The sequence below is a fragment of the Novosphingobium sp. B 225 genome (assembly GCF_002198665.1).
Taxonomy (GTDB): domain Bacteria; phylum Pseudomonadota; class Alphaproteobacteria; order Sphingomonadales; family Sphingomonadaceae; genus Novosphingobium.
On the sequence record NZ_MWLM01000037.1, the window covers coordinates 161,609 to 188,066 of the forward strand.

General features: G+C 60.4%; 22 protein-coding genes. 17 read left to right on the forward strand and 5 right to left on the reverse strand.

From position 1 onward, the window contains the following. Positions 1-154: 154 nt before the first annotated feature. Positions 155-952 (reverse strand): GntR family transcriptional regulator, encoded by a 798-nt coding sequence (locus MNBBLIKP_RS06500; RefSeq protein ID WP_088308650.1) that lies wholly within the window; start codon positions 950-952, stop codon positions 155-157. 210 nt (positions 953-1,162) lie between these two features. On the opposite strand from MNBBLIKP_RS06500, the gene MNBBLIKP_RS06505 reads away from it, so the two are divergent. The 7 genes from MNBBLIKP_RS06505 (at position 1,163) to MNBBLIKP_RS06535 (ending at position 11,075) form a co-directional block, all read left to right on the forward strand. Continuing rightward, the gene (locus tag MNBBLIKP_RS06505) at positions 1,163-3,478 is read left to right on the forward strand and encodes a TonB-dependent receptor (RefSeq protein ID WP_088308652.1); all 2,316 of its coding nucleotides are present in this window, start codon (positions 1,163-1,165) and stop codon (positions 3,476-3,478) included. Positions 3,479-3,573: 95 nt separating this feature from the next. Then, the gene (locus MNBBLIKP_RS06510) at positions 3,574-4,917 is read left to right on the forward strand and encodes an MFS transporter (RefSeq protein ID WP_088308654.1); all 1,344 of its coding nucleotides are present in this window, start codon (positions 3,574-3,576) and stop codon (positions 4,915-4,917) included. Further along, positions 4,917-6,158 carry a cytochrome P450 gene (locus MNBBLIKP_RS06515; RefSeq protein WP_088308656.1) on the forward strand — a complete coding sequence of 414 codons (1,242 nt, stop codon included), beginning with the start codon at positions 4,917-4,919 and terminating at the stop codon, positions 6,156-6,158. Before MNBBLIKP_RS06510 ends, MNBBLIKP_RS06515 begins: the two co-directional genes overlap by 1 nt. Positions 6,159-6,194: 36 nt before the next feature. Continuing rightward, entirely contained in the window at positions 6,195-7,739 is a 1,545-nt protein-coding gene (locus MNBBLIKP_RS06520) for an acyl-CoA synthetase (RefSeq protein WP_088308658.1), read from the forward strand. Beyond that, positions 7,736-9,322 (forward strand): acyl-CoA dehydrogenase family protein, encoded by a 1,587-nt coding sequence (locus tag MNBBLIKP_RS06525; RefSeq protein ID WP_217896661.1) that lies wholly within the window; start codon positions 7,736-7,738, stop codon positions 9,320-9,322. Before MNBBLIKP_RS06520 ends, MNBBLIKP_RS06525 begins: the two co-directional genes overlap by 4 nt. A 13-nt stretch (positions 9,323-9,335) precedes the next feature. Beyond that, the gene (locus MNBBLIKP_RS06530) at positions 9,336-10,112 is read left to right on the forward strand and encodes an SDR family NAD(P)-dependent oxidoreductase (protein ID WP_088308660.1); all 777 of its coding nucleotides are present in this window, start codon (positions 9,336-9,338) and stop codon (positions 10,110-10,112) included. A 42-nt stretch (positions 10,113-10,154) separates the two neighbouring features. After that, on the forward strand, positions 10,155-11,075 hold the full coding sequence (locus tag MNBBLIKP_RS06535; RefSeq protein ID WP_088308713.1) for a formylglycine-generating enzyme family protein: 921 nt from the start codon (positions 10,155-10,157) through the stop codon (positions 11,073-11,075). On the opposite strand, the gene MNBBLIKP_RS06540 is transcribed toward MNBBLIKP_RS06535, so the two are convergent. Together MNBBLIKP_RS06540 and MNBBLIKP_RS06545 are read right to left on the reverse strand one after the other, a co-directional pair. Beyond that, the gene (locus MNBBLIKP_RS06540) at positions 11,076-12,512 is read right to left on the reverse strand and encodes a DUF3336 domain-containing protein (protein WP_176399686.1); all 1,437 of its coding nucleotides are present in this window, start codon (positions 12,510-12,512) and stop codon (positions 11,076-11,078) included. 48 nt (positions 12,513-12,560) lie between these two features. Beyond that, positions 12,561-14,051, reverse strand: a complete 1,491-nt coding sequence (locus tag MNBBLIKP_RS06545; RefSeq protein ID WP_176399687.1) for a WS/DGAT/MGAT family O-acyltransferase — start codon at positions 14,049-14,051, stop codon at positions 12,561-12,563. 219 nt (positions 14,052-14,270) lie between these two features. Between MNBBLIKP_RS06545 and MNBBLIKP_RS06550 the strand changes: the two genes are divergently transcribed. The 8 genes from MNBBLIKP_RS06550 to MNBBLIKP_RS06585 are packed head-to-tail and all read left to right on the forward strand — an operon-like array spanning position 14,271 to position 21,832. Further along, positions 14,271-15,149: a class II fructose-bisphosphate aldolase gene (locus MNBBLIKP_RS06550; RefSeq protein WP_176399688.1), complete on the forward strand. Its 879-nt coding sequence runs from the start codon at positions 14,271-14,273 to the stop codon at positions 15,147-15,149. Further along, positions 15,149-15,853, forward strand: coding sequence for an HAD-IA family hydrolase (locus MNBBLIKP_RS06555; RefSeq protein WP_088308667.1), 705 nt, complete (start codon positions 15,149-15,151; stop codon positions 15,851-15,853). The genes MNBBLIKP_RS06550 and MNBBLIKP_RS06555 overlap by 1 nt, the downstream gene beginning before the upstream one ends. Before the next feature lie 14 nt (positions 15,854-15,867). Further along, entirely contained in the window at positions 15,868-16,497 is a 630-nt protein-coding gene (dhaL, locus tag MNBBLIKP_RS06560; RefSeq protein ID WP_088308669.1) for a dihydroxyacetone kinase subunit DhaL, read from the forward strand. A 14-nt stretch (positions 16,498-16,511) separates the two neighbouring features. Then, positions 16,512-17,516: a dihydroxyacetone kinase subunit DhaK gene (locus MNBBLIKP_RS06565; protein ID WP_088308715.1), complete on the forward strand. Its 1,005-nt coding sequence runs from the start codon at positions 16,512-16,514 to the stop codon at positions 17,514-17,516. A gap of 60 nt (positions 17,517-17,576) precedes the next feature. Then, positions 17,577-18,782: a transaldolase family protein gene (locus tag MNBBLIKP_RS06570; protein WP_176399689.1), complete on the forward strand. Its 1,206-nt coding sequence runs from the start codon at positions 17,577-17,579 to the stop codon at positions 18,780-18,782. 45 nt (positions 18,783-18,827) lie between these two features. Next, complete coding sequence (locus MNBBLIKP_RS06575; RefSeq protein ID WP_088308717.1) at positions 18,828-19,256, forward strand: GlcG/HbpS family heme-binding protein; 429 nt, start codon at positions 18,828-18,830, stop codon at positions 19,254-19,256. A 5-nt stretch (positions 19,257-19,261) separates the two neighbouring features. Next, on the forward strand, positions 19,262-21,139 hold the full coding sequence (locus MNBBLIKP_RS06580) for an arylsulfatase (RefSeq protein ID WP_176399690.1): 1,878 nt from the start codon (positions 19,262-19,264) through the stop codon (positions 21,137-21,139). A 15-nt stretch (positions 21,140-21,154) separates the two neighbouring features. Then, positions 21,155-21,832, forward strand: a complete 678-nt coding sequence (locus MNBBLIKP_RS06585) for an HAD family hydrolase (RefSeq protein WP_088308675.1) — start codon at positions 21,155-21,157, stop codon at positions 21,830-21,832. On the opposite strand, the gene MNBBLIKP_RS06590 is transcribed toward MNBBLIKP_RS06585, so the two are convergent. Further along, a complete protein-coding gene (locus MNBBLIKP_RS06590; protein ID WP_088308677.1) occupies positions 21,829-22,989 on the reverse strand; it encodes an acyl-CoA dehydrogenase family protein in 1,161 nt (386 codons plus the stop codon). The genes MNBBLIKP_RS06585 and MNBBLIKP_RS06590 overlap by 4 nt on opposite strands. A gap of 40 nt (positions 22,990-23,029) precedes the next feature. After that, positions 23,030-25,213 carry a PQQ-dependent dehydrogenase, methanol/ethanol family gene (locus MNBBLIKP_RS06595; RefSeq protein WP_254912939.1) on the reverse strand — a complete coding sequence of 728 codons (2,184 nt, stop codon included), beginning with the start codon at positions 25,211-25,213 and terminating at the stop codon, positions 23,030-23,032. Between the two features lie 638 nt (positions 25,214-25,851). Here MNBBLIKP_RS06595 and MNBBLIKP_RS06600 point away from each other — a divergent pair. Both MNBBLIKP_RS06600 and MNBBLIKP_RS06605 read left to right on the forward strand, forming a co-directional pair. Continuing rightward, the gene (locus MNBBLIKP_RS06600) at positions 25,852-26,157 is read left to right on the forward strand and encodes a hypothetical protein (protein WP_088308681.1); all 306 of its coding nucleotides are present in this window, start codon (positions 25,852-25,854) and stop codon (positions 26,155-26,157) included. A gap of 3 nt (positions 26,158-26,160) precedes the next feature. Beyond that, the coding region (locus tag MNBBLIKP_RS06605; RefSeq protein ID WP_176399691.1) for a relaxase domain-containing protein at positions 26,161-26,458 on the forward strand (298 nt) is incomplete at its 3' end.

A 26,458-nucleotide genomic window follows, 5' to 3' on the forward strand; every position in this document is an offset into this window, starting at 1 on the left:
CGGGTCGAAGATCACCCAGGCAATGGGGAAATTCTCCACATCTTGTTTCAGGCAAGGCTGACCGGTGATGCCGCCTGAGGCTGGGTTACCTGCACAGGGCGATTCAGGCATTCAGGTGGGGTACGGCGTTCGCCAGTTGATTGCGCGAGCAGCATCAAGCAGCTGCACTGGCCTTTGCCTTTTTTGAAACCCGCTTGACCTTGGCTGTAGCTTCCGCGCGTTCGGCTATGTGGCGCTCCCATCCGCGGCGGTGCATTTCGCGGGAGATATCCAGATAGATCGCCGCACTCCTGGTCGAGTCGCCATTGGCCCCGGCGGTGGCAAAAGCCCTAATGGCCTCAGCTGCCTGCATTCGGTCCTGCTTTTCCAGCAGTCCCGCAGCAGTATATCGCAGCGTCTGCCGAAACATCATCCGGGTTATTCGCTCCAGCTTGGGACCAACCCCTGCCCGATTGCACCACAGGCTGTGAATCGCCATATTCAGCGCCATCGTGGCTCCATCGGACTCTCCGGCTCCGGCGGCAATTCTGATGGCGGCCTGCAAATAGGCATCCCTGACACTCTCGCTCCATCCTTCGACAAGCACCCGGACCGACGGTTCAACGAGTGCTTCCGAAATGAACCCGACTTGCCAGATGTCGCTGCGGGATAGTCGGCTGACCATCGCGCCGCGATTGGCGTGCAGTTCAAGCAAGTCATCGCTTTCCAGCAAGCGAAACGCCTCGCGGATCGGCGCACGGCTGACGGTGAACCGTTCGGCCAAGCTTACTTCACGCAGCCAGGAGCCCTCGTGAATCTCGTTCCGGATGATCCCGTCTGCAAGCCGATCGGCAATTTGCTCGGCAATCGAAAGCGGGCGATCGGGGCTTGTCAGGCGCAAGTCTGCTACGGTCGGCGTGCGGCGTCCGATCCAGCCAAAGCCCTCAACGATCTCATTTTGTTCAGCTCTCATCACCTGAAAGCTACAATATTCACGGCAATCTGACTATCCGTAATGCAGGAAAATCAGGCCGACGATCTGAAATCAGGAAATTGTTGACAATCGCCGTATTGTCCGCAAGTCTGAGACTGTGACCGGATGACGACTCATGCCGCACGGCCACCATCAGGAGTGGGTCCGCGCTGATAGCCTGCGTTGACGAGAGTTACTTGGGAGGGAAAAATGAACGGTTTCAAGATCACCGGCCTGCTGCTGTGCAGCGCATCAATGCTCACAATGATGCCAACGACGGCATTTGCCCAGGAAGCTGCCGACGACGCAGAGGCCAATAGCAACGATATTATCGTCACGGCCAGCAAGCGCCCGGAAAACATCCAGGACGTGCCGATGTCGGTCAGTGCCCTGAGTGGGGATGCGCTTGAGCAGCGCGGTATCAACAATATTGCCCAGCTCCAGAGCTATGTCCCCAGCTTGCGCTTCGTCACATCCAATACGGCACGCAATTCGGGCGTGTTCGTGCGCGGCATTGGCCAGAACGGGACCAACCAGGGGATCGAACCGAGCGTCGGCGTGTTTCTCGATGGCGTTTATCTGCCCATTCCGGGGCCGCTCCAGAGCAATCTGCGCGACATCAGCACGGTGGAAGTTCTGCGTGGACCCCAAGGCACCCTCTATGGCCGCAACACGCCGGTTGGTGCAATCAACATCAATACCCGCGCGCCCTCACAGGACACGGAGGCTTCGGTCACCGCATCCTACGGCAACTACAACGACATGCAGCTAAGCGGCTATCTCGGTGGCGGGCTTGGTGAGAACCTGGCTGGCCGCGTTTCGCTCTGGTTCAGTGACCGCGATGGCTACGAGCTCAATCTCGCCACCGGCAAAGACATCAACTCCGCCAAGCAATGGGGCGTTCGCACCCGGTTGAAGTGGGACCCAAGCAGCAACCTTACGGTCAATCTAATTGGCTACTACACCAAGATGGACTTTCGTTGTTGTTCGCCAGAGCAATTGGATCTGGCAGCCACCGCCACTCCGGGATTCATTGCTGGTTCGGCAGCATTGGGCACGCCTTTGCTCAACCTAGTAACCGGCGACCACAAGGTTGAGGAGTTCGAGACGGGGCGGACGGCCATGCAAATTGCTGGAGGCTCGGCCACTATCGATGTCGATTTGGGCAGTGCTGGCACGCTTACTTCGATAACCGCTTATAGCTGGATCAGAGATGACGCTCCTAATGCAGCCTTTGCCGGTCTTCAGCGCCAAACGCTTACGCGCTCTGGTTCAGATCTGTGGCGCAAAGGATGGACGCAAGAGTTGCGTCTTGCTTCGCCCACCGACCAGAAGATAAGCTATCTTGCCGGGCTCTACTACCTTAACGAAGATGTCGACTACACCACCGAATTGGCTCTCGGACCGGGATCAGATCGGTTTTTCCTGTTCGGAGCGCGTCTGGGCGACGGCTATGTCTCGACCTACCATCAGAATACCGAAAGCATTGCTGCGTTCGGTCAATTGCGGCTCAATGTTTCCGATCAGTTTCGCCTGATTGGCGGTCTTCGTTATACCAATGACAAGAAAAATGCGGATTCAGCTGTTGTTACACTTCCTGGAACTTCTGGCACTTTCAAGGCGTTAATTCAAAATGACACCAATCGGCCGGGGCTCAAACGTTCTGAGGATCGGGTCACATACTCGATGACCGCACAACTTGATTTCACACCGGAAATCATGGGGTACATCACATACGGTACCGGCTCAAAGGCTGGTGGTTTTAACGGTGGCCCGGTGGGCCAGACCATTCCGATCGAATTCAACGAAGAAACGTCGGACACGATCGAAGCCGGGTTTAAATCGAGCTTCTTGAATGGTCGAATCGTCCTAAATTTCGACGTTTACCGCATGAACATCAAGGGCATACAGAGCGCGACTGTAAACCCTGCCGGGTCAGGATTCGTAGTCGGCAATTCGGGGGATCGTCGCTCGCAAGGGCTTGAGGTTGAATTGACCGTACGGCCGACTGACAGCCTGACACTACGCGGCTCATTCGCTTATCTAGACGCCAAGTACACGAACTTCACCGGCGGCCAATGTCCGGTCGTTAATCCCGGCATTCCCCCAGGTGTCCGGCCAGGATCATGCAACTTTACCGGTCTACGCCCGTATCAAAGCCCACCGATTACAGCTAGCCTGGCCTTCGACTATCGCCGGCCCTTGGGTAGCGGCGGCATCACTGGCTTCATCAGCGGCGATGTTGCTTTCACTGACGACGTGAATCTGATCGAAACGCTGGACCCCCGGGGCAATCAGGCTGGCTTTGCCAATCTGGGCGCCCGGATCGGGGTCGAAGGGCCGGACGGCCAGTGGCGCGTATCCGTGTTTGGCAAGAACCTGACCGACCACGTCTATTACACCGCGACAACCAACCTGATCCTCAATGCGGTGATGAGCGCTGGTGGTGCCAGCGCACCAGGCGGCTTTGTCGGATGGTACGCACCGCCGCGCACCTATGGCGTCGAAGCCTCGTTCAAGTTCTAGGCACCATGGCGGCCGGGTAGCGTCCAGGACCGGTTTTCCGGGGACGCTACCCGGCCGCATCCCCTCTGCGGCGGCGGAATGTGAAGGATAGCACCATGTTCCAAAGCCGCAGCCCTGGGTTGGCTGTCGCGTGGACTGCCGCGCTGCTGCTCAGCGCACTTTACATCATATCCTACCTCGACCGGCTGATCTTCTCGCTGCTGATGGATCCGATCAAGGCCGAGTTGGGCGCCAGCGATACCCAGATGGGCCTGCTGGTCGGAACTTCTTTCGCAGTGTTCTATGTCCTGTTCGCCTTGCCGATGGCGCGTCATGCCGATCGGGGGAACCGCCGCTGGTTGATCTTCCTGGGCGCGCTGATCTGGAACGGGATGACGGCGGCGTCAGCCTTTGCGTCCAGTTACGGCATGCTGGTGGTATTCCGGATCGGGGTCGCGCTCGGTGAAGCCGCGCTGGTGCCCGCCGCCATGTCGATCATTGGCGATCTGTTCACCCGCGAGCGGCGAACTATGCCGCTGGCCATTTTCGTAGGGGCCGGATCGATCGGCGCTGCCAGCGCAATGATCCTGGGCGCGGCGAGCATCCAGCTTGTGTCTTCGCCTTGGGTGACCGGCTTGCCGGTGGTCGGCGGTATGGCGACATGGCGGCTCACCCTGTTGTTTGTTGCCGTGCCGGGCTTGCTGCTTACCTTGCTGTTCGCGTTGCTGGTCAGGGAGCCTGTGCGGCAATCCGATCAGGGCTCGGGCCAGACCGATCTGGCCTCGGTAACCGCGCATGTCCGAGCCAACCTGAAGTCCTATCTGATGCTTTATTGGACTGCCGGGCTCAACGGAATGATCGCTCTGGCGCTGCTGACCTGGTACCCGGCGATGCTGAGCCGGAAGTTTGGCATGCCGCCGTCCGAGGCGGGTTATCTGTTTGGGGTGATCTGCCTGGCGGTGATCCCGGTTGCGGCTCTGGCTGGGCCTGCTCTGCTCGCAAGGATCAACCGGCGTGGTCGGAACGACGGTTACGTTTGGGTCGCCTTACTGTGCCTGGCCTTGCTTCTGCCCTTCCTGATTGCCAGCCTGCTCGCCCCTTCGGCCATTCTATCCCTTGCCTTCGCCGCGCCAGCATATGCTTTGCTGCTTTGCCTCAGCAATCTCAGCGTGGTGATCATGCCGCTGATGCCGCCAGGGGCGATGCGTGGTCAGATATCAGCGCTCTACATGTTCGTGGTCAATCTGATTGCACTTGGGGCAGGACCGCTGGTCGTGGCGCTGTTTTCCGATCAGATCTTCCCGGGATCGGACGGGCTGGGCAAATCGTTGATTGCGATTGCCTGCGTTGCGGCACCGCTGGCTGCAGCCGGGCTGCTGTTGGCGCGCAGGCACTTTGCTGAGACCATGCGCTCGGCAGCATTGGTAGAAATAGAATCTGTAGATCACAGGAGCGCCTGATGAGCGACGATCTGACTTGCGATATCGCCACCATCCATCCCGCCCGCCCCGATCGCTTTGCCGATGGCTCGGTTCACGCAGTGATGGCCCGGCTGCGCCGCGAAGCGCCGGTACATTACACTAGCGAAAGCCCATTCGGCGCCTATTGGTCGATCGCGAGCTACAAGGATATCGTCGAGATCGAAGCCCTGCCGAACCGCTATTCCTCGGAAATGGCGCGCGGCGGCATTTCGCTGATCGACGAGGATTTCCTTGGCAAGCCCGACACAGTCGATTCCAACCCGCAAGAAATGTTTATCGCGATGGATCCGCCGCGCCACACTGAAAAGCGCCGGGTGGTGACACCAGCCTTCACTCCCTCCGAAATCGCGAGGCTGGGCGACAGCATCCGCGAGCGCACTGCGCACCGGCTGGATTCACTCCCGCGCGGCGAGGTGTTCGACTGGACGCGTGAGGTCGCGATCGATTTGACCACCGACATGCTGGCGATCCTGTTCGATTTTCCATGGGAAGAACGCCACAAGCTGCCAATCTGGTCTGACGCGATCACTTCGCTCGATATGATGCAGAACCATCCCGAGGAACGGCAAGCGGCGCTGGTTGAAATGGGCACCCGGTTCTTCCAGTTGTGGCAGGAACGCGCTGACGCGCCGCCCGCTCCGAACCTGCTCTCGATGATGATCCACTCTAGCGCCTTGGGCAAAATGGAGCCGGCAGAATTTGTCGGCAATATGGCGTTGCTGGTGGTCGGCGGCAACGACACCACCCGCAACACCATGTCTGGGCTGGCCGACGCGTTGACCCGTTGGCCCGAGCAGTGGGACCGGATCGTTGCGGACGAAAGCCTGATCCTCAACGCTACCAGCGAAATCATCCGCTGGCAGTGCCCGGTCGCCCATATGCGGCGGACCGTCACCGAAGACCACGATTTCCGTGGCCATGCCTTCAAGGAAGGCGACAAGGTGGTGATGTGGTACATCTCGGGCAATCGCGATGAAACCATGTTCGAGAACGGCGAGCTGTTCCTGCCTGATCGCGAGAACGCCCGGCGTCACCTGTCGTTCGGCTACGGGGTGCATCGCTGCCTGGGCGCGCGGCTGGCCGAACTGCAGATCACGACGCTGATATCGGAAATGGCCAGGCGCAAGATGCGGCTTGAAGTGGCTGGCGAGATCGTCCGCGACGCCCATCCGTTCATCAACATGATCAAATCAGCCCCTGTGCGGATCGTCGCGGGCTGATCGACCTGCCCTAATTTTCAAGAATCGAGAATTATCATGCACCCTTGCGTCCACGCCAAGGCGACCCCCGACAAGCCCGCGATCATTGTGGCTGAAACCGGCGAAACACGCAGTTACAAGCAGCTCGACGATGCGTCGAACCAGGTTGCCCAATTCTTCCGTTCGCGCGGGCTAGGTCATGACGATGTCGTCGCCTTCATGCTCGAGAACACGCCGGACTATTTCAGCCTGACCTGGGGGGCGCAGCGAGCCGGGCTACGTTATGTATGCTTTTCATCGCGCCTTACGGCAGACGAAGCTGACTATATCCTCGAGAATTCGGGAGCGAAGCTGTTCATCGTTTCGGGTAGCCTGGCAGATGTCACGGCCCAGCTTCAGACCAGTCTGGAACGCTATTCGCTCGGCGGACCGGTTGCAGGTTACGCTGCTCTCGAAAGTGCGCTAGCGCCCATGCCGACAACTCCGGTTGCGGATGAACGCGCCGGGGTTGATATGCTCTATTCTTCGGGTACCACAGGCCGCCCGAAAGGCGTGCGCCACCCGTTGCCTGAAGATCCGGCAATCGACGCCTCGAACAGCCTGACCGAACTGGCGTTGACCGTGTTCCGTTTCACGCCGGACAGTATCTATCTGTCGCCCGCCCCGCTCTATCACGCCGCGCCGCTTCGCTTTTCGATGACCGTCCACAAGATCGGCGGCACTGTGGTGATGCTCAAGAAGTTCGATACCGAGGGCGCGCTGGCGGCGATCGAGAAGTATCGCGTAACCTGCAGCCAGTGGGTCCCGACCCATTTCGTGCGGATGCTCAAGCTGCCCGAAGAAGTGCGCCGCAAGTACGACCTCTCCTCGCTCAATTGCGCCGTCCATGCAGCCGCACCTTGCCCGATGCCGGTCAAGCGGGCGATGATTGATTGGTGGGGGCCGATCCTGGAAGAGTACTACTCCGGTTCCGAAGGCAATGGCTTTACCTATATCGGCTCGGCCGACTGGTTGAGACTGGCGGACAAGGAAGAAGCAGGCTCGGTCGGAAAGTCGGTGATGGGTACGATCCACATCATGGGCGAAGACAACGAAACAGTGCTTCCGCCGTGCAACGAAGGCACGGTCTATTTTGAAAGCGACAATGTCTTCGAATATCATGGCGACAGCGAGAAGACGCAGGGAAGCCGCAATTCAAAGGGCTGGACCACGTTGGGCGATGTCGGCTGGCTCGACGAGGACGGCTACCTGTTCCTGACCGACCGCAAGAGCTTCATGATCATTTCCGGCGGGGTGAACATCTATCCACAAGAGATCGAAAGTCACCTTGTCACCCACCCCAAGGTCCAGGATGTCGCGGTGATTGGCGGGCCACATGAAGAAATGGGCGAGGAAGTGATCGCGGTGGTCCAGCCAGTCGATATGGCGGACGCCACCGACCAGTTCCGCGCGGAATTGGCGGCTTTTGCGCGTGAAAAACTGTCGGGCGTGAAGATACCGCGTCGCATAGATTTTCTCGCCGAACTGCCGCGCCATGATACCGGGAAGCTCTACAAGCGGCTGCTGCGCGATCAGTACTGGGAGGCGGCCAAGGTGCAATGAGCGACGCGGATACGGCAATGCAGCAAGCCCTGGCGGCGGCGCAGGCCTATGCCGACGCCGCGCAAGCAGCCGTGCGCGAGCGAGTGGCTGCGTCGTCGATCGATGCCCTGCAACATATCGCCCACGGTTATGCCTGGATCGAAACCAGCGTTGAGGCGTTGCGGGCGCTGATCGTCTGGGGCGCTGTGCAGGGCGGCGAGGCCGAGCGACTGGTGGTGGCGATCGGGATTGGCGAGACGCTGGCGCAACTGGCCGGCGGGTTGCCCATGGGCCAGAACGAATTCATTCGCCCCGGCGATTTCGGCCTGGCGAATCACGTGCCGATCTTGCTGTCCCATGCTGACGGCAACAGCCCCGAAAACCGGGCGGCCCTGATCAGCCTGATCCGCCAGGGTGCGCAGGTCTCTGATCGGCTCGGCGACGAGTTGCTCGATACGATCCGCGATCAATACCGCCGTTTCACCGATGATCGCATCCTGCCGCACGCCCACGGCTGGCACCTGACAAACGCCTTGATCCCTGATGAAGCGGTTGCCGAAATGGCCGCGCTGGGCACTTTTGGTGTATGCATTCCCGAAGACCATGGCGGGCTCGGGTTGGGCAAGCTGGTGATGTGCATCGTCACCGAAGAACTGTCGCGTGGCTGGATCGGCGCGGGCTCGCTCGGCACCCGCAGCGAGATTGCCGGTGAACTGATAATGCTTGGCGGAACGGCCGAACAGAAAGCGCATTGGCTGCCCAGGATCGCCAGCGGCGAAGTGCTGCCCACCGCAGTTTTTACGGAACCTGACACCGGCTCGGACATGGCAAGCCTGGCGACGCGGGCTGTGCGTACAGCTCAAGGCTGGGAGATTACCGGCGCGAAGAACTGGATCACCCACGCTGCGCGCACCGATCTGATGACCCTGATGGCGCGCTCCCTGCCCGACGTGAAGGGCTACGCGGGACTCTCGATGCTGCTTGTTCCCAAGCCGCGCGGGAGCGAGGAGGACCCATTCCCCGCCGAGGGGATGACCGGCAGCGAGATCGAGGTCCTTGGTTACCGCGGAATGCGCGAATATGCGCTGCAGTTCGATGGCATGAAGACTCCTGCTGACGCACTGCTTGGCGGCGAAGAGGGACAGGGCTTCAAACAATTGATGCGAACCTTCGAAGGCGCCCGCATCCAGACGGCAGCGCGCGCCGTGGGTGTGGCGCGCCGGGCGTTCGAACTCGGCTTCCAATACGCCTGCGACCGCAAGCAATTCGGCCAGCCGATCATCGAATTTCCCCGCGTGTCGGACAAGCTGGCAATGATGTTGGTCGACATGACCATGGCGCGCGAGCTGACCTATTTCGCGGCGCGGACCAAGGACAGTGGCAAGCGCTGCGATATCGAGGCGGGAATGGCCAAGCTGCATGCCGCACGAATTGCCTGGAGCAATGCTGATGCTTCGCTCCAGATCCATGGCGGCAATGGCTATGCGCTGGAATATGAAATCAGCCGCGTGCTGTGTGACGCGCGGATCCTCAATATTTTTGAAGGTGCGGCGGAAATCCAGGCGCAAGTGATTGCCCGCGGCAAGCTGCAGGTTCGAAACTGAGAAAGGAGCCGGAATGACACCACCACAAGCTTTCGATCTGAGCGGAAGAACCGTGCTGGTGACAGGCGCCTCGTCCGGACTGGGCGCGGAATTCGTTCGCGCCCTGGCCGCCAGCGGAGCGGCCGTGGTTGCAGCGGCGCGGCGCAAGGACCGGCTTGATGCGCTGGTTGCAGAGATTGCAGCGCGGGGCGGCAGGGCAGTGGCGGTTGAAATGGATGCCACCAGCGAAGCTTCGACGATCGCGGCTTTCGACACGGCTGAAGCGCCATTCGGTCCGGTCGATAGCGTTGTCGCCAATGCCGGGGCCAGCGGTGAAGGCTCCGCACTCGACATGTCGGTTGAGGCGTTCGATGCGCATCTGGCGCTCAATGTGCGCGGCGTTTTTCTGACTGCACGTGAAGGCGCGCGCCGGATGCGGGCGGCCGGATCGGCTGAGCGGCGGCACGGCCGGGTGGTAATCATCTCTTCGGTCACGGCAAGCGGCTCTGCCCGCGCGCCTTTCGCCTATTGCACCTCCAAGGCAGCAGTATCGCGGATGGGCGAAGTGCTCGCACGCGAATGGGTGCGGGTGGGGATCAATGTCAACGTGCTGCTGCCCGGCTACATCCTGACCGAAATGAATGCACCGGGCTTTGCCACCGATGCGGGAAAGCGATTGATCGAGACATTTCCGCGCCGCAGGTTGATGGAAGCAAAGGATTTGCTCCCGCTGTTGCTGTTTTTATGCTCTGATGCATCAGAAGCGGTAACCGGATCGTCGTTCAAGATCGACGATGGCCAGACCGGGTGACACTTGGCAAGGCAGGGAGCAAGCTGATCGATGCATGAAGGAATGCATCTGATCGAAGGCGGGGCCTTTGTGATGGGTTCGGACCATCACTATCCCGAAGAAGGCCCCGCGCGCCGGGTCAGCGTCGATCCCTTCTGGATCGATCAAGCGCCAGTGACCAACCGCGAATTTGGTCGCTTCGTAGCCGCCACCGGTTATGTTACCCTCGCCCAGCGCGCGCCCGATCCGGCGCTCTATCCAGGCATCCTGCCCGAAATGATTCAGCCTGGGTCGTTGCTGTTCACCCTGCCGCCCGGACCAGTGCCACCGCATGATTATTTGCGCTGGTGGCAGTTCTGCTTCGGGGCGGATTGGGCGCATCCGCTAGGGCCAAACAGCGACCTGACCGGGCTGGAGGATCATCCGGTGGTTCATATCGCTTTCGAAGACGCCGAGGCCTATGCCAGATGGGCGGGCAAGGCCTTGCCTACTGAAGCCGAATGGGAATACGCCGGGCGCGGCGGGCTGGATCAGGCGGAATATGCTTGGGGCGCGGAGCTGACCCCGGGCGGAGAAAACCTGGCCAACTACTGGCAGGGTGAGTTCCCGTGGCAGAATACCGCCGATGATGGCTATATCCGCACCTCGCCCGTAGGCACCTATCCGCCCAACGGTTTTGGTCTGCTCGACATGATCGGCAACGTCTGGGAATGGACCGAAGACTGGTTCGCCGATCCGCAGATCGAAACCAAGGCACCGGGATCCTGCTGCATCCCGTCAAACCCGCGCGGCGGGGCGGAAGAGCAGAGTTATGATCCGTGCCAACCCGAAATAGCGATAGGCCGCAAGGTGCTGAAGGGCGGTTCGCACCTTTGCGCCGAGAACTACTGCATGCGTTATCGGCCGGCAGCGCGCTACGCCCAGCCGATCGACACCTCGACCTGCCATGTCGGTTTTCGCTGTGTGATCAGGAAGCGCGGCTGATCAGCGTTTGGGGCCGGCACGCCGCTGAGACTGCCTGCCGCCTTGGGCCGGATGCGCGGTCGAGTCCTGAAACCGGCGGTTGATCTCGCCAAGTGTCCGGCTGATCCTAGTCTGGTTTCGGATCATCTCGATTTTAGGCCAGGTTTCTTCTTCGCCCAGCTCGACAAATCGGCGCATGTCCTCGACGCTCAGCTGGCGCAGTGCCTTGGTAAGCGACCACAGCGGGGAAGGGCTGATGATAGTGATGTCGCCGACATAGTCCTGGTCGAGAATCGACATGGCGAGGTTGGCGGCCGCGTTGAGCTTGGGCACCAGTGCCAAGGGCTTTTCCCACATCGCGAAGCTGGCGTTGGCCCAGGCTTTCATCGAAGCGACCGAGGCCTGCTGCACCCAGGCCAGCGGGTTGTCGGGCTGCTTGGTATCGGTGATGAAGGGCGCGATCAGCGGGTTGGCCTGGCTGACAATGTGATGATTGACCCCATAGAGCCGCGCCAGTCGCTTGGCCGGCAAATCGTTCGTCACTGATCCATCGACCCAGCGCCGGTCCTCCAGATAGGGCACGCGCTCGCCTTTGTGGTTCTTTGCCATCAGCGCCACCGCATCGAACAGCCCGGGGACGGCGCAGGATGCCAGCACGGCTTCACGCACCATCACGTTGGGCGATGCGATCGCATTGAGCAGCCGCGAGTTCTGGTGTTTTTCCGCCGGGGCGACCGAAATATTGAGGTGGCGCCCGGTCAGTTCGTAGGCTTCCTGGAAAGTCAGGTCCGGGATGAGCAAGTCAAGGTGCTTGCGGCTCTGCTCTTGCGTGACCTGTTCGCCGGTCTTGCCATTGATGCCGTGCTCCTCGCCCTGGCGATAAAGCCACTCCGCATCGAAATAGGGGGCAAGTTCGGCATCGGTGTGAGTGCAGACAATCGCGCCAACCACCGAGCCGCCGCTTGAACCCGAGATGACGCTGGGCAGCAGGCCTTCGGTCCACATCGCCTTGGCTACGCCGAGGTGGAAAAACAGATAATTGCCCGACCCGCTGAGCAGCAGCGCCGACTGGCCATAGCAATGGTGCGCCCGTTCAAAGAAGGCGCGCTTCTCTTCACGGTCGATCAGACTGTCATCGGTGGTCGACAGGTAATGCAGTGCGCTGTCGATCTCGGCGATGTAGTCCTCGATCAGGGTCTTGGTGCCAAAAATCGCACGGCCATAGAGCGCCTCGTTGGCGATCCCGTCCATATTGCCGTGAATGCCTTCGTTGAGATTGTAGAGCAGGGCATGATCGTCACCTGACTTGCGGAAGGCACGCAAGGTATCGAGGCGTTTGCGGATCGAGGCATAGCCGTAGAGGTCGCTTTCCTCCGTCCCGCGCCAGGCCGCTGCACCGCTTGACCGGTCTTTGGCCTGCGCTTTTTGCGTCCATTCGGCATAGTTTGCCGCAGCCATCGTGCGCTTTCGACCGGAGCCTGGAAACGGGGTGAATATCATGACTTGCTATTTTCCTTGGGTTTCTTGGCCGACTTGATCTTGGCGCGTTTGGACTTCGGGGGTGGCAGAGGTTGGGTCGCCTACCTTGGCAGCTGCCAGCAATTCATCCGCCGATTGACGCAAGGCAGCGGCATATTCGGCGGGGTCGGGCATCATATCGCGGTCGCTGGTGAACGAAAGCGCGACCTCTCCGCAATAGCTGTTGATGATATTGATCAGCCCCATGCCGTGCGTCAGCGGGCCGGTCCCGTGCATGCGGATCATTCTGGCGCCGCAGAAAAAGAGCGGGGTCATCGGTCCGGGGACATTGGTGACAATGCAGTTGCTGGCTGGAACGGCTGAATCGCTGGCGAAGATCTGGCTTGAGAGTCGCGAGGCCAGACCGACCAGGGCGCCCGGCATCAGTTCGCTGCTTTGCGCAATGTTCTTGGCCCCGATCGCCCCAACCATGGCCTTGCTGTTTTTCGAATCCGCCACAATCCGCCGCAGCCGCTCAAGCGGATCGGCCACATCGGTCGAAAGTTTGACGATCATCGCCGCGACCTGATTACCGGCCGAGCCTTTGTCGGCATCGCTGCGCACCGAGATCGGGCAGGTCGTTGTGAGACTTTTGTCCGGAAGCTCGCCCTTGGCTTCGAGGTAATTGCGCAAGCCGCCGCCGACGATTGACAGCAGTACGTCATTGACTGTTGCGCCGGAAACGGCCTGGCGGATCATCTTGACCTCGGCCATCGGCATGGTGATGCCATCGACGACGCGATGCGGCGAGAGGTTGCGGTTGAACCGGGTATTCGGGCAGGTTCCCGCATTCTCAAGCGAGATCTCGCCCGCAGTCACCTTCTTGCGCAACTCGGACAGCCCCGGCAGGGCGTTCGCGATCATTTCCCCGATCCGCCAGGGCTGGGTCAAGGAATTGAGATGGGCCTTTGCCAGCAACTCCCCGGCGCTCGGAACCTCTTCGGGTTTCCAGTCGTCGTGAATGACCCGCGGCGGCGCATCCGGGTCCAGATCGTGCAGCGCAGCGGTCATTTCCATGCCCGAGGCACCATCGATCGCGGCGTGATGGACCTTTGATACGATTGCCCAGCTGCCGGGTGGAACGCCTTCGATAGTGTCGAGCCCCTCGACGATCCAGTATTCCCACAGCGGCTTGGTCATATCCAGCGGGCGCGCGTGGATCCTCGCTGTCTGAATGCACAGCTGGCGCCAATCGCCCGGCGCGGGCAAGGCGATGTGACGGACGTGGTATTCCAGATCAAATTCGGCGTCTTCGATCCAATAGGGGTGATCGAGATCGAGCGGCACCCGCACCAGTTTCTGCCGAAAGGCCTTCGCGCAGCCCAGCCGGCTCTGGAAATAGGCCAGCACATCCTTGAACCGGATCTTGCCGTTGGGTGAGGTGGACGGATCATAGATCGCGATCGAGCCGATATGCTGCGGCGAGTTCTTGCCCTCGGTATAAACGAAAGCGGCATCCAGCGCACTCAGTTGCTGCATAGGATTTACGTCCTTCATCACTTCCTGGCGTCCAGCACCATGCGGCGCGCGGGTTTGATCGGGTTAAATCGCCTGATGATCGCAATATTGCATATCTTATGATTGTTGACAATCTGACGCGACTCACGCAAGTTTGCGGCAGGGCGCGGTTGAGGTTGGATACGCGCGTCTGCCGCCGCAAAAATGCGGATGTTCGGCCCAAGGGAGAGATTTGAAGCAATGCCTCTGATCAGCCTCAAGCCCGTGCTGGCGGCAGCCTTGGCCGAGCGATACGCCGTCGCTGCATTCAATCCGGTCGATTTCAATTCGATGCGGGCGATGGTTGAGGCGGCGGTCGAATGCGACGCGCCGGTGATCATCCAGACCTCTGCCAAGACCATACGTGAATACGGTCACTCCATGCTTTCCAGTTGGATGCACGCGCTCGCCGAAGATGCTCCGGTGCCGGTCGTACTCCATCTCGACCACGGCAAGGATCTCGAGATGATCCGCAAATGCATCGACACTGGCTGGACTTCGGTGATGATCGACGGATCGGACAAGCCCTTTGCCGAAAACCTGCGCATTACCCGCCAGGTCAACGACTGGGCCAATGCCGCCGGAGTTGGGGTTGAGGCAGAAATCGGCGAAATCGGCGGAGTCGAAGAGGACATCGTGGTCGCCGAGGACGATGCCGGGCTGACCGATCCAGCCGAAGCCGAATCCTTTTGCAAAGAACTGGAACTGGCTGCCTTTGCCGGCGCGATCGGCACGGCGCATGGTTATTATCGTGGCACACCCGAGGTGCGCTTCGACCTAATCGAGGAGATCAACCGCCGCACTGGTGTGCCGATGGCGCTTCATGGCGGGACCGGACTGGATGATACGGTCTATGCACGCGCGATCGAGCTGGGCTGCGCCAAGATCAACATCTCGACCGCGTTGAAGCACGTCTTCATCGACAGCTTCGTCGATCACAAGGCCGCAAATCCCAAGGACTATGAGCCGCTGTCCTATGTAACGGCCCAGCGCCAAGCGCTGCGTGCCTTGTTTGCCGAAAAGATCCGGCAGTTCGGCGGAGCAGGGCGCGGCGCAGCACTGGCACAGGCGCTGGCCTGATGAGCTTTGGGGCGCTGATCTTTGATTGCGATGGCGTCTTGGTCGATACCGAGCGCGACGGACATCTGGTGGCGTTCAACCAGGCCTTTGTCGATCTGGGGATCGACGCGCATTGGAGCGAAGCGCTCTATGACCGGCTGCTCCAGACCGGGGGCGGCAAGGAGCGGATGACCGCCTATTTCGACGAATTCGGCTGGCCAGCGGCGCACAAGGACAAACAGGGGCTGATCGCGCAGCTTCACAAGCGCAAGTCGGAGATCTTTCTGGATCTGATCGATCAGGGCAAACTGACGCTGCGCCCCGGGATCGCCCGGATCATCGACGAAGCGATCTCTGCCGGTCTGAAGCTGGCGGTCTGTTCAACCTCCAAGCTGGAATCTGTACAAGGCTGTCTGGCGCTTGCCGGGCCTGAGCGCGTCCAACGGTTCGATCGGGTGCTGGCCGGCGATATCGTTAGCCGCAAGAAGCCGGACCCCGAGATCTACAATCTGGCTAGCACCGAACTCGGTGTGCCCCCTGACGCCTGCATCGTTGTGGAAGACAGCGGGATCGGCTGCCGCGCGGCAGTCGCTGCGGGCATGCGCACGGTCATCACGATGAGCGCCTTTACCCGCAAGGAACGGTTTGAAGGCGCATTCTTGGTCACCGATGAGCTCGGCGACGGGCCCGATCAGATTGCCCTAGCGGCGCTGATGGCCCGCTAAGAACGGAGGGAAAATTGCAGACGGTAACGTTCGAAAAGGTTGAGAAGGCGCTTGTAGCGATCCGCGACACAGCGTTGGCGAACGAACAGTATTTCTGCGAACTCGACGGCGTGTCTGGCGACGGCGATTTCGGGACCTCGCTGGCGACCGGCTGGCGCGAGATTGCCGCCAAATGGGATGATCTAGATCGCACCTCGATCGGTCACCTGCTGCTGGCTCATGCCCAAGTCATCGCATCAAAGGTCGGCGGCTGTTCGGGCCCGATCTGGGGTACCGCATTCATGCGCGCCGGGATGGTTGCCCGCGACAAGACCAGCCTCTCACCCGAAGACATCGAAGTCATGTTCGAAAAGGCGATCGAAGGGATCAAAACGCGCGGCGGCGCAGAAGAAGGTGACAAGACCCTGCTAGATGCACTTGCTCCAATGAGCCGCACATTTTCCGCAACCAAGGCTGGCGACGCGGTGCTGCACGCCTGTCTGCAAACGGCCGAAGAAGCGGTCGAAAGCGCGATGGCGCTGCAGGCACGGCGTGGAAGGCAAAGCTTCACGGGCGAACGGTCGATCGGGTCCAAAGACCCGGGAATGGTCGCGATCGCACTAATGACCCGCAACATTGCCATAGCTTTGTCCGGGCACGAATGATCAAGGAGAGGCAGATGCAGAACAAGCAGAAGTTCGTGAATGACCCGGTCAACGTGGTCCCCGAAATGCTCGAAGGCCTGGTTCTGGCCAATCCCGACACTTTGGAATGGGTGCCGGAATTCAACATCATTCACGTCAAGGGCGGCGCTGATTCCGCGCGCGTCGCGGTGATCCAGGGTTCGGGTTCGGGGCATGAACCTGCGCACGTCATGGCAGTTGGCAAGGGCATGCTCGATGCGGCGGTGCCCGGTAACGTCTTTGCCGCCCCGTCGATGGACCAGTGCCTGGCCTGCATCAGACTGATGAACGGACCGGGCGGAGTGGTCTATATCGTCAACAACTATCAGGGCGATCGGATGAACTGGGACATGGCCCAGGAAATGGCCGAGATGGAGGGGGTCAAGGTTGGCCGCGTGCTGATCGACGATGACGTTTCGGTCCAGGATTCTAGCTATACCACCGGGCGACGCGGCGTTGCCGGAAATTTCTTCGCAATCAAGGCGATGGGTGCCGCATCGCAGCGTGGCGCTTCGCTGGAAGAGCTGGTGGCGATGGGCGAAAAGGTCAACGCCAATGTCCGGTCGATGGGGGTTTCCCTCTCCGGCTGCCGCCCGCCGGCCAAGGACGAGCCGATCTTTACGCTGGCCGACGGCGAAATGGAATTCGGGGTGGGAATTCATGGTGAGCCGGGTCGGGCTCGCCTGGCAACCAAGCCGGCTGACGAAATCATGGCTGATGTCTTCGCGCTCGTGGCGGGTGACCTGCCACTCAAACAGGGCGACCGAGTGGCGGTGATGGTCAACGGTCTGGGGGGCACACCGATCGGTGAACTTTACCTGCTTTATCGCAAGGCTGCCATGCTCTGCGCCGAATCCGGGTTCGAAATCGTTCGCAACTATGTCGGCGAATATTGCACGGCACTTGAGATGAACGGCTTCTCACTGACCCTGCTGCGGCTTGATGCTGAGTTGGAAGAGCTGCTCGCCGCGCCTGCCGAAGTGCCCATTCGTGTCTTCTAACGCGGCGGTCTTGGAGGAGAATCGCACTCACCAATGCAGACATGCTGCGCGGAGGAAAGCATGACTGCGCACGTTCTGGAGCAGCTCGCCGCGACCAATCCAGCTTGCGAAATCTGGTGGGACAGTTCGCCGCTGATCTACGAGGCATGGCGCAAGTCCACGCTCGCTGGCGATCCTGATCCCAACAGTTCGAATTGGGCCGAACAGCTTTCGCGCCTGCTTGACCCGGAAGCGATCGCCGCATCGGGCCATATGGGCTTTCGCGGGGTCACCACCAACCCGCCGCTATGCCTGCAGGCCTTCCAGCTCGATCCGGGCTATTGGGCCAACCACATCCGCGAAATCGCGCGTGACTTTGCCCCTGGAGATGTCGAAGGGGTCTATTGGGCGGTCTATCTTGAAATGGTTCGCAAGGGCGCGTCGATGGTCCTGCCGGTCTTCGAGGTTTCGGGCGGGAAATACGGATACGTCTCAGGGCAGGTCGATCCCCGCAAGGTCAGCGACCGCGCCGGCATGCTTGCACAGGGCTTGGACATCGCCGCGCAGGGCATCAACGTCATGGTCAAGATCCCCGGCTCGAAAGCCGGATATGAGGTGATCGAAGAACTGACCGCACGAGGCATTTCGACCAACAACACAACCAGCTTTACCGTGCCCCAATATATGCGCTGCATGGAGGCGGTTTCGGCGGGGCTGGACCGTGCGCGCGCGAATGGAGTTGACCTGTCGCGCTGGCGCTCGGTGATCACCCACATGTCAGCGCGGCTAGGCGAACTCAGCGATTGGCGAACCGAGGCCAAGGCAAGGGGTATCGACCTGTCCTTGTCCGAGATCCGCGACGGCGAGGAAGCCGTGCTGAAGCGCGCCTATTGGTGGGGACAGGAACACCAGCACCCTTCCAAGATGTTGCAATGTTCAATGCGGATCGAACGGGATGACCGGACCGGCAAGACCGTAAGCCGTCATCTCTCCGATGTTGCGGGAGGTGATTTGGTCTATACCTGCCCGCCTGGCCTGGTTGCCGGCCTGATGACAGTGGCCAGCGACCTTGAACCGTTCGATCCCCACGCGATTGCGCGCGAGCCCAATCCGGCGAGCCTGGAAAAGCTGCTCAAATTGCCAAGCTTTCGTGCGGCCTATGAATTCGATGGCATGGAACCCGATGAATTCGAACACTTCGGGGCGTTCAAGGCCACCGAGACCGAGTTCGCGAGTGCCACGCGTCAAACCGTCGACTTCGTGCGGCAGTGCCTCGAGGCGCACTAGTGGGCTGAGCCCAAGTCATCCTGGCGAGCAAAAGGAGCAATGCTGATGCAAAAATCCCTGACCAAATGCACGATCAGCGCCGAAGCTGCGCAGCTGCTGCTCGATGCGGCGGCCGCCAAGGCAGCCGAAATGGGGAAGCCAATGGTCATCGCGGTGACCGACGAAGCCGGCGTGCTCAAAGCCTTTCGGCGGATGGATGGTGCACCGCAACTCAGCGTCGATATCGCGATCAACAAGGCCTACACTTCGATTGCTTTTGGCATGCCAACCCACGCCTGGCATGAATTTATCAAAGACGATGATCCTCTGCGGCTTGGCATCGTCAAGACCGACCGGCTGATCGTGTTCGGCGGCGGTTTTCCGGTCAAGGCCGATGGCGAAGTGATTGGCGGGATCGGTGTTTCAGGCGGGCATTGGACCGAAGATATGGACATCGCCCAGGCCGCGCTCGATGCCCTGGAGCGGGCGATGTGATAGGCTTGGCCAGAGTCGTCTTCGCCGGGCTGGCGCTTGCGGGCTTTGGCGCCGGTACCGCGTCAGGCCAGACCGGCGGTGCCGTGGTCGGCAAGACCTATGCCCAGTCGCGCGAAGGGCAGAAGCCGCAGATTCCCAGCGCGAAGGGCGCGCCAAACGTCATCTGGATCCTGCTGGATGACGTTGGCTTCGGGGCCAGCAGCGCGTTCGGGGGGCAAATCCAGACCCCCACATTCGAATACCTCGCTAACCGGGGTCTGAGGTACACCAACTTTCATACTACCGGCGTCTGTTCCCCCTCGCGGGCCGCGCTGCTGACAGGGCGCAACCACCACAATGTCGGAATGGGGCTGCTCCCGCAAAGCCTGATGGCTGCCGAATTTCCGGGTTATACCGGGCGCCTGCAGCCCAAAGACGGGACGATTGCTGAGTATCTGCGCCAGCGTGGCTATGGCACCTATATGGTGGGCAAGTGGCACCTTGTGCCGGGTGACGAGGCGACTGATCTGGGCCCGTTCGATCGCTGGCCTACCGGCAAAGGGTTCGATCACTGGATTGGCTTCATGGGCGGTGCGACAGACCAGTACAAGCCCGACCTGGTCGAGGACATCCAGCAGGTCAAACCCGACGGACGGCACTTGAACACTGTGCTCGCCGACAAGGCGATCTTCTATATCGACCGACAGCGCAAGCTGGCACCCGACAAGCCGTTCTTCCTCTACTATTCAACCGGGGCGGCCCATTCGCCGGTGCAGGTCGATCGCGAGTGGATCGACAAGTACAAAGGGAGCTTCGACCAAGGCTGGGACGTCTATCGTGAACGAACCTTCGCCCGGCAGAAGCAGCTAGGCGTAATTCCCGCGAATGCCAAATTGCCGCCCCGCAGCATGCGGGTTCCTGCCTGGAACAGCCTCTCGGCTGACCGCAGAAAGGTTTATGCCCGGCACATGGAGGCCTATGCTGGCTTCCTCGAGCAGACCGATTTCGAGATTGGCCGCGTCGTATCGCACCTAAAAGAGGCGGGTCAGCTCGACAATACCGTGATCTTTCTGGTGATCGGCGACAACGGCGGCGACATCGGCGGAGGTGCGAACGGTGAGGTCGCCAACCATTTCCCCCGGCAGATCACCGAGGATGACGAGGCGCAGGTGGCCGAAGCGCTCAGGAACTATGACAAGATCGGCACCGGTGCGGCGTTCAGCAACTATCCGATGGGCTGGTCGCAGGCGACCAATACGCCGTTCCGCGACTGGAAGACCGAGGCCAATTCGGAAGGCGGAACCCGCAATCCGTTGATCGTGTTCTGGCCCCAAGGCCTCACCGCCAAGGGCGAGATCCGCAATCAGTACTCCTATCTGACCGACATCCTGCCCACCACGCTCGAGCTGACAGGAACCGCGCCGCCCGCCACCGTCAAAGGCGTGGAACAGTCGCCGCTGCAAGGGGTCAGCCTGACCTATTCATTCACCGCGCCTGCTGCGCCCAGTCGGCACAGCACTCAATACTACTACCTGTTCGGGACCGGCGCGATCTATCACGATGGTTGGAAAGCCAGCTTTGGCTACCGGCCCGACTTCGTCGACTTGTTCTGGGCTTGCCCATCTCCCCAATCCCCCCCGAATTTAGCAGGTAAGCAAGCTTGGGAGCTCTACAATCAAAACGACGATCCGACCGAGACGGTCGATTTGGCCCGAAAGTATCCGGCCAAACTGGCCCAGATGCAGACCCTGTTCGCCGCGCAGGCCGAGGTCAATCACGTCTATCCGCTGATCAACTGGAGCGATCTCTATCCCCGGTTCCAGAGGCTGTGGCAGTCAGCGGATCCTGCTGGTGTAGCGGCCAATCGACGCTGCGGTGATGCCAAGCCTGGACGGCAGGGGTAGGAAGTCGGAATCGTGATGGGCCTGATTGACGTAGCCATTGTGGGCTTCGACCTTGATGGCACTCTGGTCGACAGTTCCGGCGATCTGGCAAATGCAACCAACGCCGTCCTGGCGGCAATCGGTCGTTCCAGCCTGACCAGGGATCAGGTGCTGCCCTTTATCGGCCTGGGTCCACGCCACATGCTGGAGCAGGCCCTGCTCGCCACCGGGGGTGTCCCCGCAGGCCGTTTCGATGACCTGTTTGCGCAATTGTTGGACCACTATGAAAACAACATTGCGGAAGAGACCCGCCTCTATCCGGATGCCCGCGAATTGCTGAGCCTGCTTGCGCGCCAGGGCCGTCAATTTGGAGTCGTTACCAACAAGCTCGAACATCTGGCCACGAGGCTGCTGGGCGAGCTGGCCATTCTTGAGGGTATGCACTTCGTGATCGGCGGCGATACGTTGGGGCCGGGCAATGCCAAGCCGTCGGGTCAGCCGATCTTCGAGATGATCGAGCGATGCGGCGGCGGCTCTGCGTTATTCGTCGGGGATTCGATCCACGACATGAAGGCGGCACGCAATGCCGGTGTGCCGGGTGTCTTGTTGCGACACGGCCGGAGCGATGCCGAACTGCGCGAGATTGAGGCCGACCTGGTGATCGAGGACCTGACCGCACTACGGCAGGAATTCGAATTGGCCGGGCGCCGCTAGAGCGACCTTGCGATCAACAGTTTCATGATCTCGCTGGTGCCGCCGAAGATCCGTTTGACCCGGATATCCTTGTAGAGCTGGGCGATCGGATATTCGTTCATGTAGCCATAGCCGCCGTGCAACTGCAGGCATTCATCGATCACCTCCTGCGCGGTTTCGGAGGTTGATAGCTTGGCCATCGAGGCGGTGACTGCGTCGAGTTTGCCTTCCAGCAGCAAGCCGATGCAATGATCGACAAACACCTTGGCAACGGTAGCCTTGGTCTTGGCCTCGGCCAGCTTGAACTGAGTGTTCTGGAATTCGAGCAGCGACTTCCCAAAGGCCTTGCGCTCTTTCACATAGGCAATGGTTTCGTTCAGGGCGCGCTCCATCAGCGCGACGCATTCGATCCCGATCAGCAGCCGCTCTTGCGGCAGTTGCTGCATCAGTTGAACAAAGCCCTGACCCTCGGTCCCGCCCAGTAGGTTGTCCCCCGGCACCCTGACAGTGTCGAAGAACAATTCCGAGGTATCACCAATCTCCATCCCGATCTTGTCGAGATTGCGCCCGCGGCGAAAGCCTTCAGCGCCATCGGTTTCGAGCACTACTAAAGAAATGCCTTTGCCGCCTGCCTGGGGGTCGGTCTTAGCGACAACGATAATCAGGTTGGCCAGTTGGCCATTGGTAATGAAGGTCTTCGACCCTGAAAGCAGATAGCTAGCGCCATCCTTGTCGGCCCGGGTCTTGATCGCTTGCAGGTCAGATCCAGTTCCCGGCTCGGTCATTGCGATCGCGCCGATCAGTTCACCGGTGGCCAACCGGGGCAGCCAACGCAGTTTCTGCGCCTCGGTCCCGTAGTGCAGGATGTACGGCGCAACGATGGCGTTGTGCAGTTGAACGCCCCAACCGTCGCCGCCTTTGAGGAACAACTGCCGCAAAATGATCGCGTCGTGCCGAAAATCCCCGCCCGCCCCGCCGTACTCTAACGGCATCGATGGGCAGAGAAAGCCGGATTGGCCAGCTTGCAGCCACGCCTCCCGGTCGACTGCCCCTTGTGCAATCCACCGCTCGCGCTGTTCGGGTGCCAGCATTTCGGCGAAGAATCGGCTGGCGGACTCGTCAAAGATCGCAAATTCATCGTCGGCCATGAAGGCCGGGGACGGGGTCAGGCTGTTCATCGTTTTGCTTTCAGTCTTGGGCGATACGGGATGGTTCAGCTTAGTGCTGGCCCAACGCCTTGTCCTCATTGGCGCGCTTGATCAGGAACTGACGAATGGCCTCGACATCATCGGCCGAAAGCGCCGACTTGAACGAGACCATGCCATTACCGCCGCCTCGTGGTGAGAGCAGACCATCAACAACGATCCCTTTTACAGCACTGGCGTCATTCAAAGCGCCTGAATGACGCAGGTCCGGGGTCAGACCACCTGCGATGGCTGCATCGCCGTGGCAAACAGCACAGTAGCGGCCATAGATGTTGGCCCCCAGCGCGACCTGTTGAGGCGTGCCCGTAAATGGCGGGGGGTCGAGCACGCGCTTGGCCATCGGCGGCGGTGGGGCAAGCTTTGCGGTTCCGCCCAGTTTGAAAACCAGCAGCCGGCTGATGTTCGCAGTACTGCCTGACTTGTGCGCAAGCACCCCTGCGGCAATGTCATAGATGCCGCCCCAGCCGACCAGAATGGCGACATATTGTTCGCCATCGATCGCATAGGTCATCGGCGCGGCGATCACCCCGGTTTGGGTGGGGAAGGACCAGAGCCTGGCCCCCTTATCCGCCGAATAGGCAACAAATGCCCCGGCCGCCGTACCCTGAAAGACCAGATTCCCGGCGGTAGCCAGTGTTCCGCCATTCGACGGGCCATTGTAACTGACCCGCCAAGCTTCTTCTTGTGTGACCGGATTCCAGGCAATCAAGGCACCCTTGACTGAATCCATCGCTGCTGCGCGGATCGCCTTGTCGGCTGGCATTGACAGGGCCGCAGCATCTTGTCCGGTCTGGAAGCCGATCTCGGACGGTTTCCAGTCCTTGGCTGCCATATAGGCACCACCAGCCAAGTTCGCCGGAATATAGACCAAACCGGATTTGGGGCTGAAGCTCATTGGGTTCCAGCTGTGCGCACCGATTGCACCGGGCTGGCTGAAATAGGGCTTGCCGGTCTTCTCATAGCGCGCCTCGGGATTGATCGAAGCATGACCGGTCTTGGGATCGATGCTGGAGGCCCAGTTCTGCGGCACAAAGTTGCCAGCAGAAATGAAAGCACCAGTCTTGGCGTCCAGCACATAGAAAAAGCCGTTCTTCGGCGCATGTAGCGCAACATGGCGCTTCTGGCCGTTGATCGTCATGTCGGTGATGGTGATCTGGGCGTTGCTGTCGAAATCCCAGCGGTCTTCCGGAGTTTCCTGGAAATGCCAGGCATATTCGCCGGTGTCCGCGTTCACCGCGACGACCGCAGAGGTGTAGAGGCTGTCGCCTTCGCGGCCTGCAGCCGCAGGGTTCCACGGTTCGGCATTGCCGGTGCCAAACAGCAAAAGGTTGGTGGCGGGATCGTATGTGATCGAATCCCACACCGTGCCGCCGCCGCCCAGCTCCCACCATTTGCCTGACCAGGTTTTGGCAGCCTTTTCCATCGCCTCGTTCTCGAAGCCGTCAGCAGGATTTCCGGGCACAGTGTGGAACTTCCACAGCTCGTCACCGGTTTCGGCGTCGTAGGCAGCCAGATAGCCGCGCGCCTTGAACTCCGCGCCGCCGCTGCCGAGGAAGATTTTACCTTTTGCAACCCGGGGTGCACCGGTGATCGTGTAGTCCTGTTGGTTGGGCACAACCGTCTTCTCGAACACAACCTTGCCGGTCTTCTGCTCGAGCGCGACCAGCCGCCCGTCAAGCGTGCCGACATAGACCTTGTCGCCATATAGCGCGACGCCGCGATTGACTGCGTCGCAGCACGCCCGCACCAGCGTTTCGCGCGGCACCTTGGGATCGTAGGTCCATTTCAGCGCTCCAGTCTTGGCATCAAACGCTTTGACCATCGACCAAGCAGTCGAAATGTAGAGGACGCCATCGTGCATGAGCGGCGTCGCTTCCTGACCCCGCGCGGTATCAAGGTCTGCCGACCAGGCGAGCCCGAGCTGGTCGACATTCTCGTCCGAAATCTGGGTCAGTTCGGAAAAACGCCGCTCTGCATGATCGTTGCCATAGCTGAGCCACTCTCCAACCGGGGGGCTGCTGAGCAGGGCGTCCGTTACACCACTACTCGCTGGAGCTGAGCCCTGTTTGCCGCACGCCACAATTAACAAAAGTGCGCTGAGCGCGAGCAGTCTGGATCTCACCACAAGTAGCCTCCCCGTGACCAAAATGTCCGAGCGCAGTCGGACTTTTCGCAGCCCGACGCGCTGAAAAACCAATCGGTGCGATCATGGTTTTGTCGCATTCGAAGCCTAAGTTAGGGTTGGAACAAGTGCCCCGCCTAGCCTTCAAGGCTCTGACATTTCCGTTACTCGATTGTCTACAATAGGACAATAAGTTTCTGCCGAGGCTTGTGGCAATTGCGGACTTCAAAGCACCTTTTCTGCTCGCCCAAATTAGGCACAACCGAACCGGAAGTGGTTCAGAACTCTCCTCGGGATTGCCGGAGAGTTTGCCTCCTAAATGCTAATTTCGCTCCGCTCGGCTGCCAAGCTTACGAATTGGCGCGGCGGGTTTCCCTGAGGATCGGCGTTCATTCTCTCAGGGGCTTGAAGCTTCAAGTTTCCGGCACTCGCGTACACAAATCAGAGACAAATTCTAGCACACCGTACCCGGGAGCCCGGTGTTGGAGATTGGCGCAATTCCGCCATTAGCTAGCTGATTGACGCCCTGTCCCCGCCTGATGTCATCTGATGTCAGGCCAGGCAGCCCAACTCAGATCAGAGTATGATGCGTCTAACACATTGATCCTGCGTCGATAAAAACAACTTTCCTACAGCCCGGCACTGACAGTAGCGTGATGCCGCAAGGCTGAGGGGTTTCCGGCCGAGGTGGGCGGCCAACGTGAGAACGCCCCATGCGCTTTGCGCTGCAATGTTATGTCGATCAGGAGCTTTACGAGGCAGTGAAGATGGCTGCCGAGGCGGCGCACATGAGCGTCAGCCAGTGGCTCAGACTGGCGGTGATCGGTACCCTCGAAGGGCAGGATGAGGCAGCGTTCCGGGACCGGCTGATGTCCCATGTGCTGTTCACCTCGGCCGCGGCCGACGGGCTGCTGATGGCCCAGGCCGACAAGGAGATCAGGGCCCGGGTCCAGGCCGCCCACGGCAAGCGGCTGCGCGAATATCGCGAGCGCGTTGCTGTTTCGAGAGGGGGCGATTGAGCCATGCTGTCGATGGCCAATGTCCGCTCGGCGGGTGGGGCGGCGGGGTACTTCGCCAAGGACAACTATTATGCCCAGGCTGATGCCGATCGGTCGGGCGTATGGGTCGGCAAGGGGGCGGAACGGCTCGGCCTGTCAGGAACAGTCGAGCCCCGGATGTTCGAGGCAATCCTGCGCGGTGAACTGCCCCAGGGCGGGCGCATCGGGCGCGGAGGGGCGGAGCATCGGGCGGGGACCGATCTGACCTTCTCGCTGCCCAAGTCATGGTCGCTCTTGGCGCTGGTCGGCAAGGACGAACGGA

Coding starts and splice junctions, on each gene's coding strand:
- MNBBLIKP_RS06500 (WP_088308650.1), bottom strand. CDS start 952: ATGAGAGCTGAACAAAATGAGATCGTTGAGGGCTTTGGCTGGATCGGA.
- MNBBLIKP_RS06505 (WP_088308652.1), top strand. CDS start 1,163: ATGAACGGTTTCAAGATCACCGGCCTGCTGCTGTGCAGCGCATCAATG.
- MNBBLIKP_RS06510 (WP_088308654.1), top strand. CDS start 3,574: ATGTTCCAAAGCCGCAGCCCTGGGTTGGCTGTCGCGTGGACTGCCGCG.
- MNBBLIKP_RS06515 (WP_088308656.1), top strand. CDS start 4,917: ATGAGCGACGATCTGACTTGCGATATCGCCACCATCCATCCCGCCCGC.
- MNBBLIKP_RS06520 (WP_088308658.1), top strand. CDS start 6,195: ATGCACCCTTGCGTCCACGCCAAGGCGACCCCCGACAAGCCCGCGATC.
- MNBBLIKP_RS06525 (WP_217896661.1), top strand. CDS start 7,736: ATGAGCGACGCGGATACGGCAATGCAGCAAGCCCTGGCGGCGGCGCAG.
- MNBBLIKP_RS06530 (WP_088308660.1), top strand. CDS start 9,336: ATGACACCACCACAAGCTTTCGATCTGAGCGGAAGAACCGTGCTGGTG.
- MNBBLIKP_RS06535 (WP_088308713.1), top strand. CDS start 10,155: ATGCATCTGATCGAAGGCGGGGCCTTTGTGATGGGTTCGGACCATCAC.
- MNBBLIKP_RS06540 (WP_176399686.1), bottom strand. CDS start 12,512: ATGGCTGCGGCAAACTATGCCGAATGGACGCAAAAAGCGCAGGCCAAA.
- MNBBLIKP_RS06545 (WP_176399687.1), bottom strand. CDS start 14,051: ATGCAGCAACTGAGTGCGCTGGATGCCGCTTTCGTTTATACCGAGGGC.
- MNBBLIKP_RS06550 (WP_176399688.1), top strand. CDS start 14,271: ATGCCTCTGATCAGCCTCAAGCCCGTGCTGGCGGCAGCCTTGGCCGAG.
- MNBBLIKP_RS06555 (WP_088308667.1), top strand. CDS start 15,149: ATGAGCTTTGGGGCGCTGATCTTTGATTGCGATGGCGTCTTGGTCGAT.
- MNBBLIKP_RS06565 (WP_088308715.1), top strand. CDS start 16,512: ATGCAGAACAAGCAGAAGTTCGTGAATGACCCGGTCAACGTGGTCCCC.
- MNBBLIKP_RS06570 (WP_176399689.1), top strand. CDS start 17,577: ATGACTGCGCACGTTCTGGAGCAGCTCGCCGCGACCAATCCAGCTTGC.
- MNBBLIKP_RS06575 (WP_088308717.1), top strand. CDS start 18,828: ATGCAAAAATCCCTGACCAAATGCACGATCAGCGCCGAAGCTGCGCAG.
- MNBBLIKP_RS06585 (WP_088308675.1), top strand. CDS start 21,155: ATGGGCCTGATTGACGTAGCCATTGTGGGCTTCGACCTTGATGGCACT.
- MNBBLIKP_RS06590 (WP_088308677.1), bottom strand. CDS start 22,989: ATGAACAGCCTGACCCCGTCCCCGGCCTTCATGGCCGACGATGAATTT.
- MNBBLIKP_RS06600 (WP_088308681.1), top strand. CDS start 25,852: ATGCGCTTTGCGCTGCAATGTTATGTCGATCAGGAGCTTTACGAGGCA.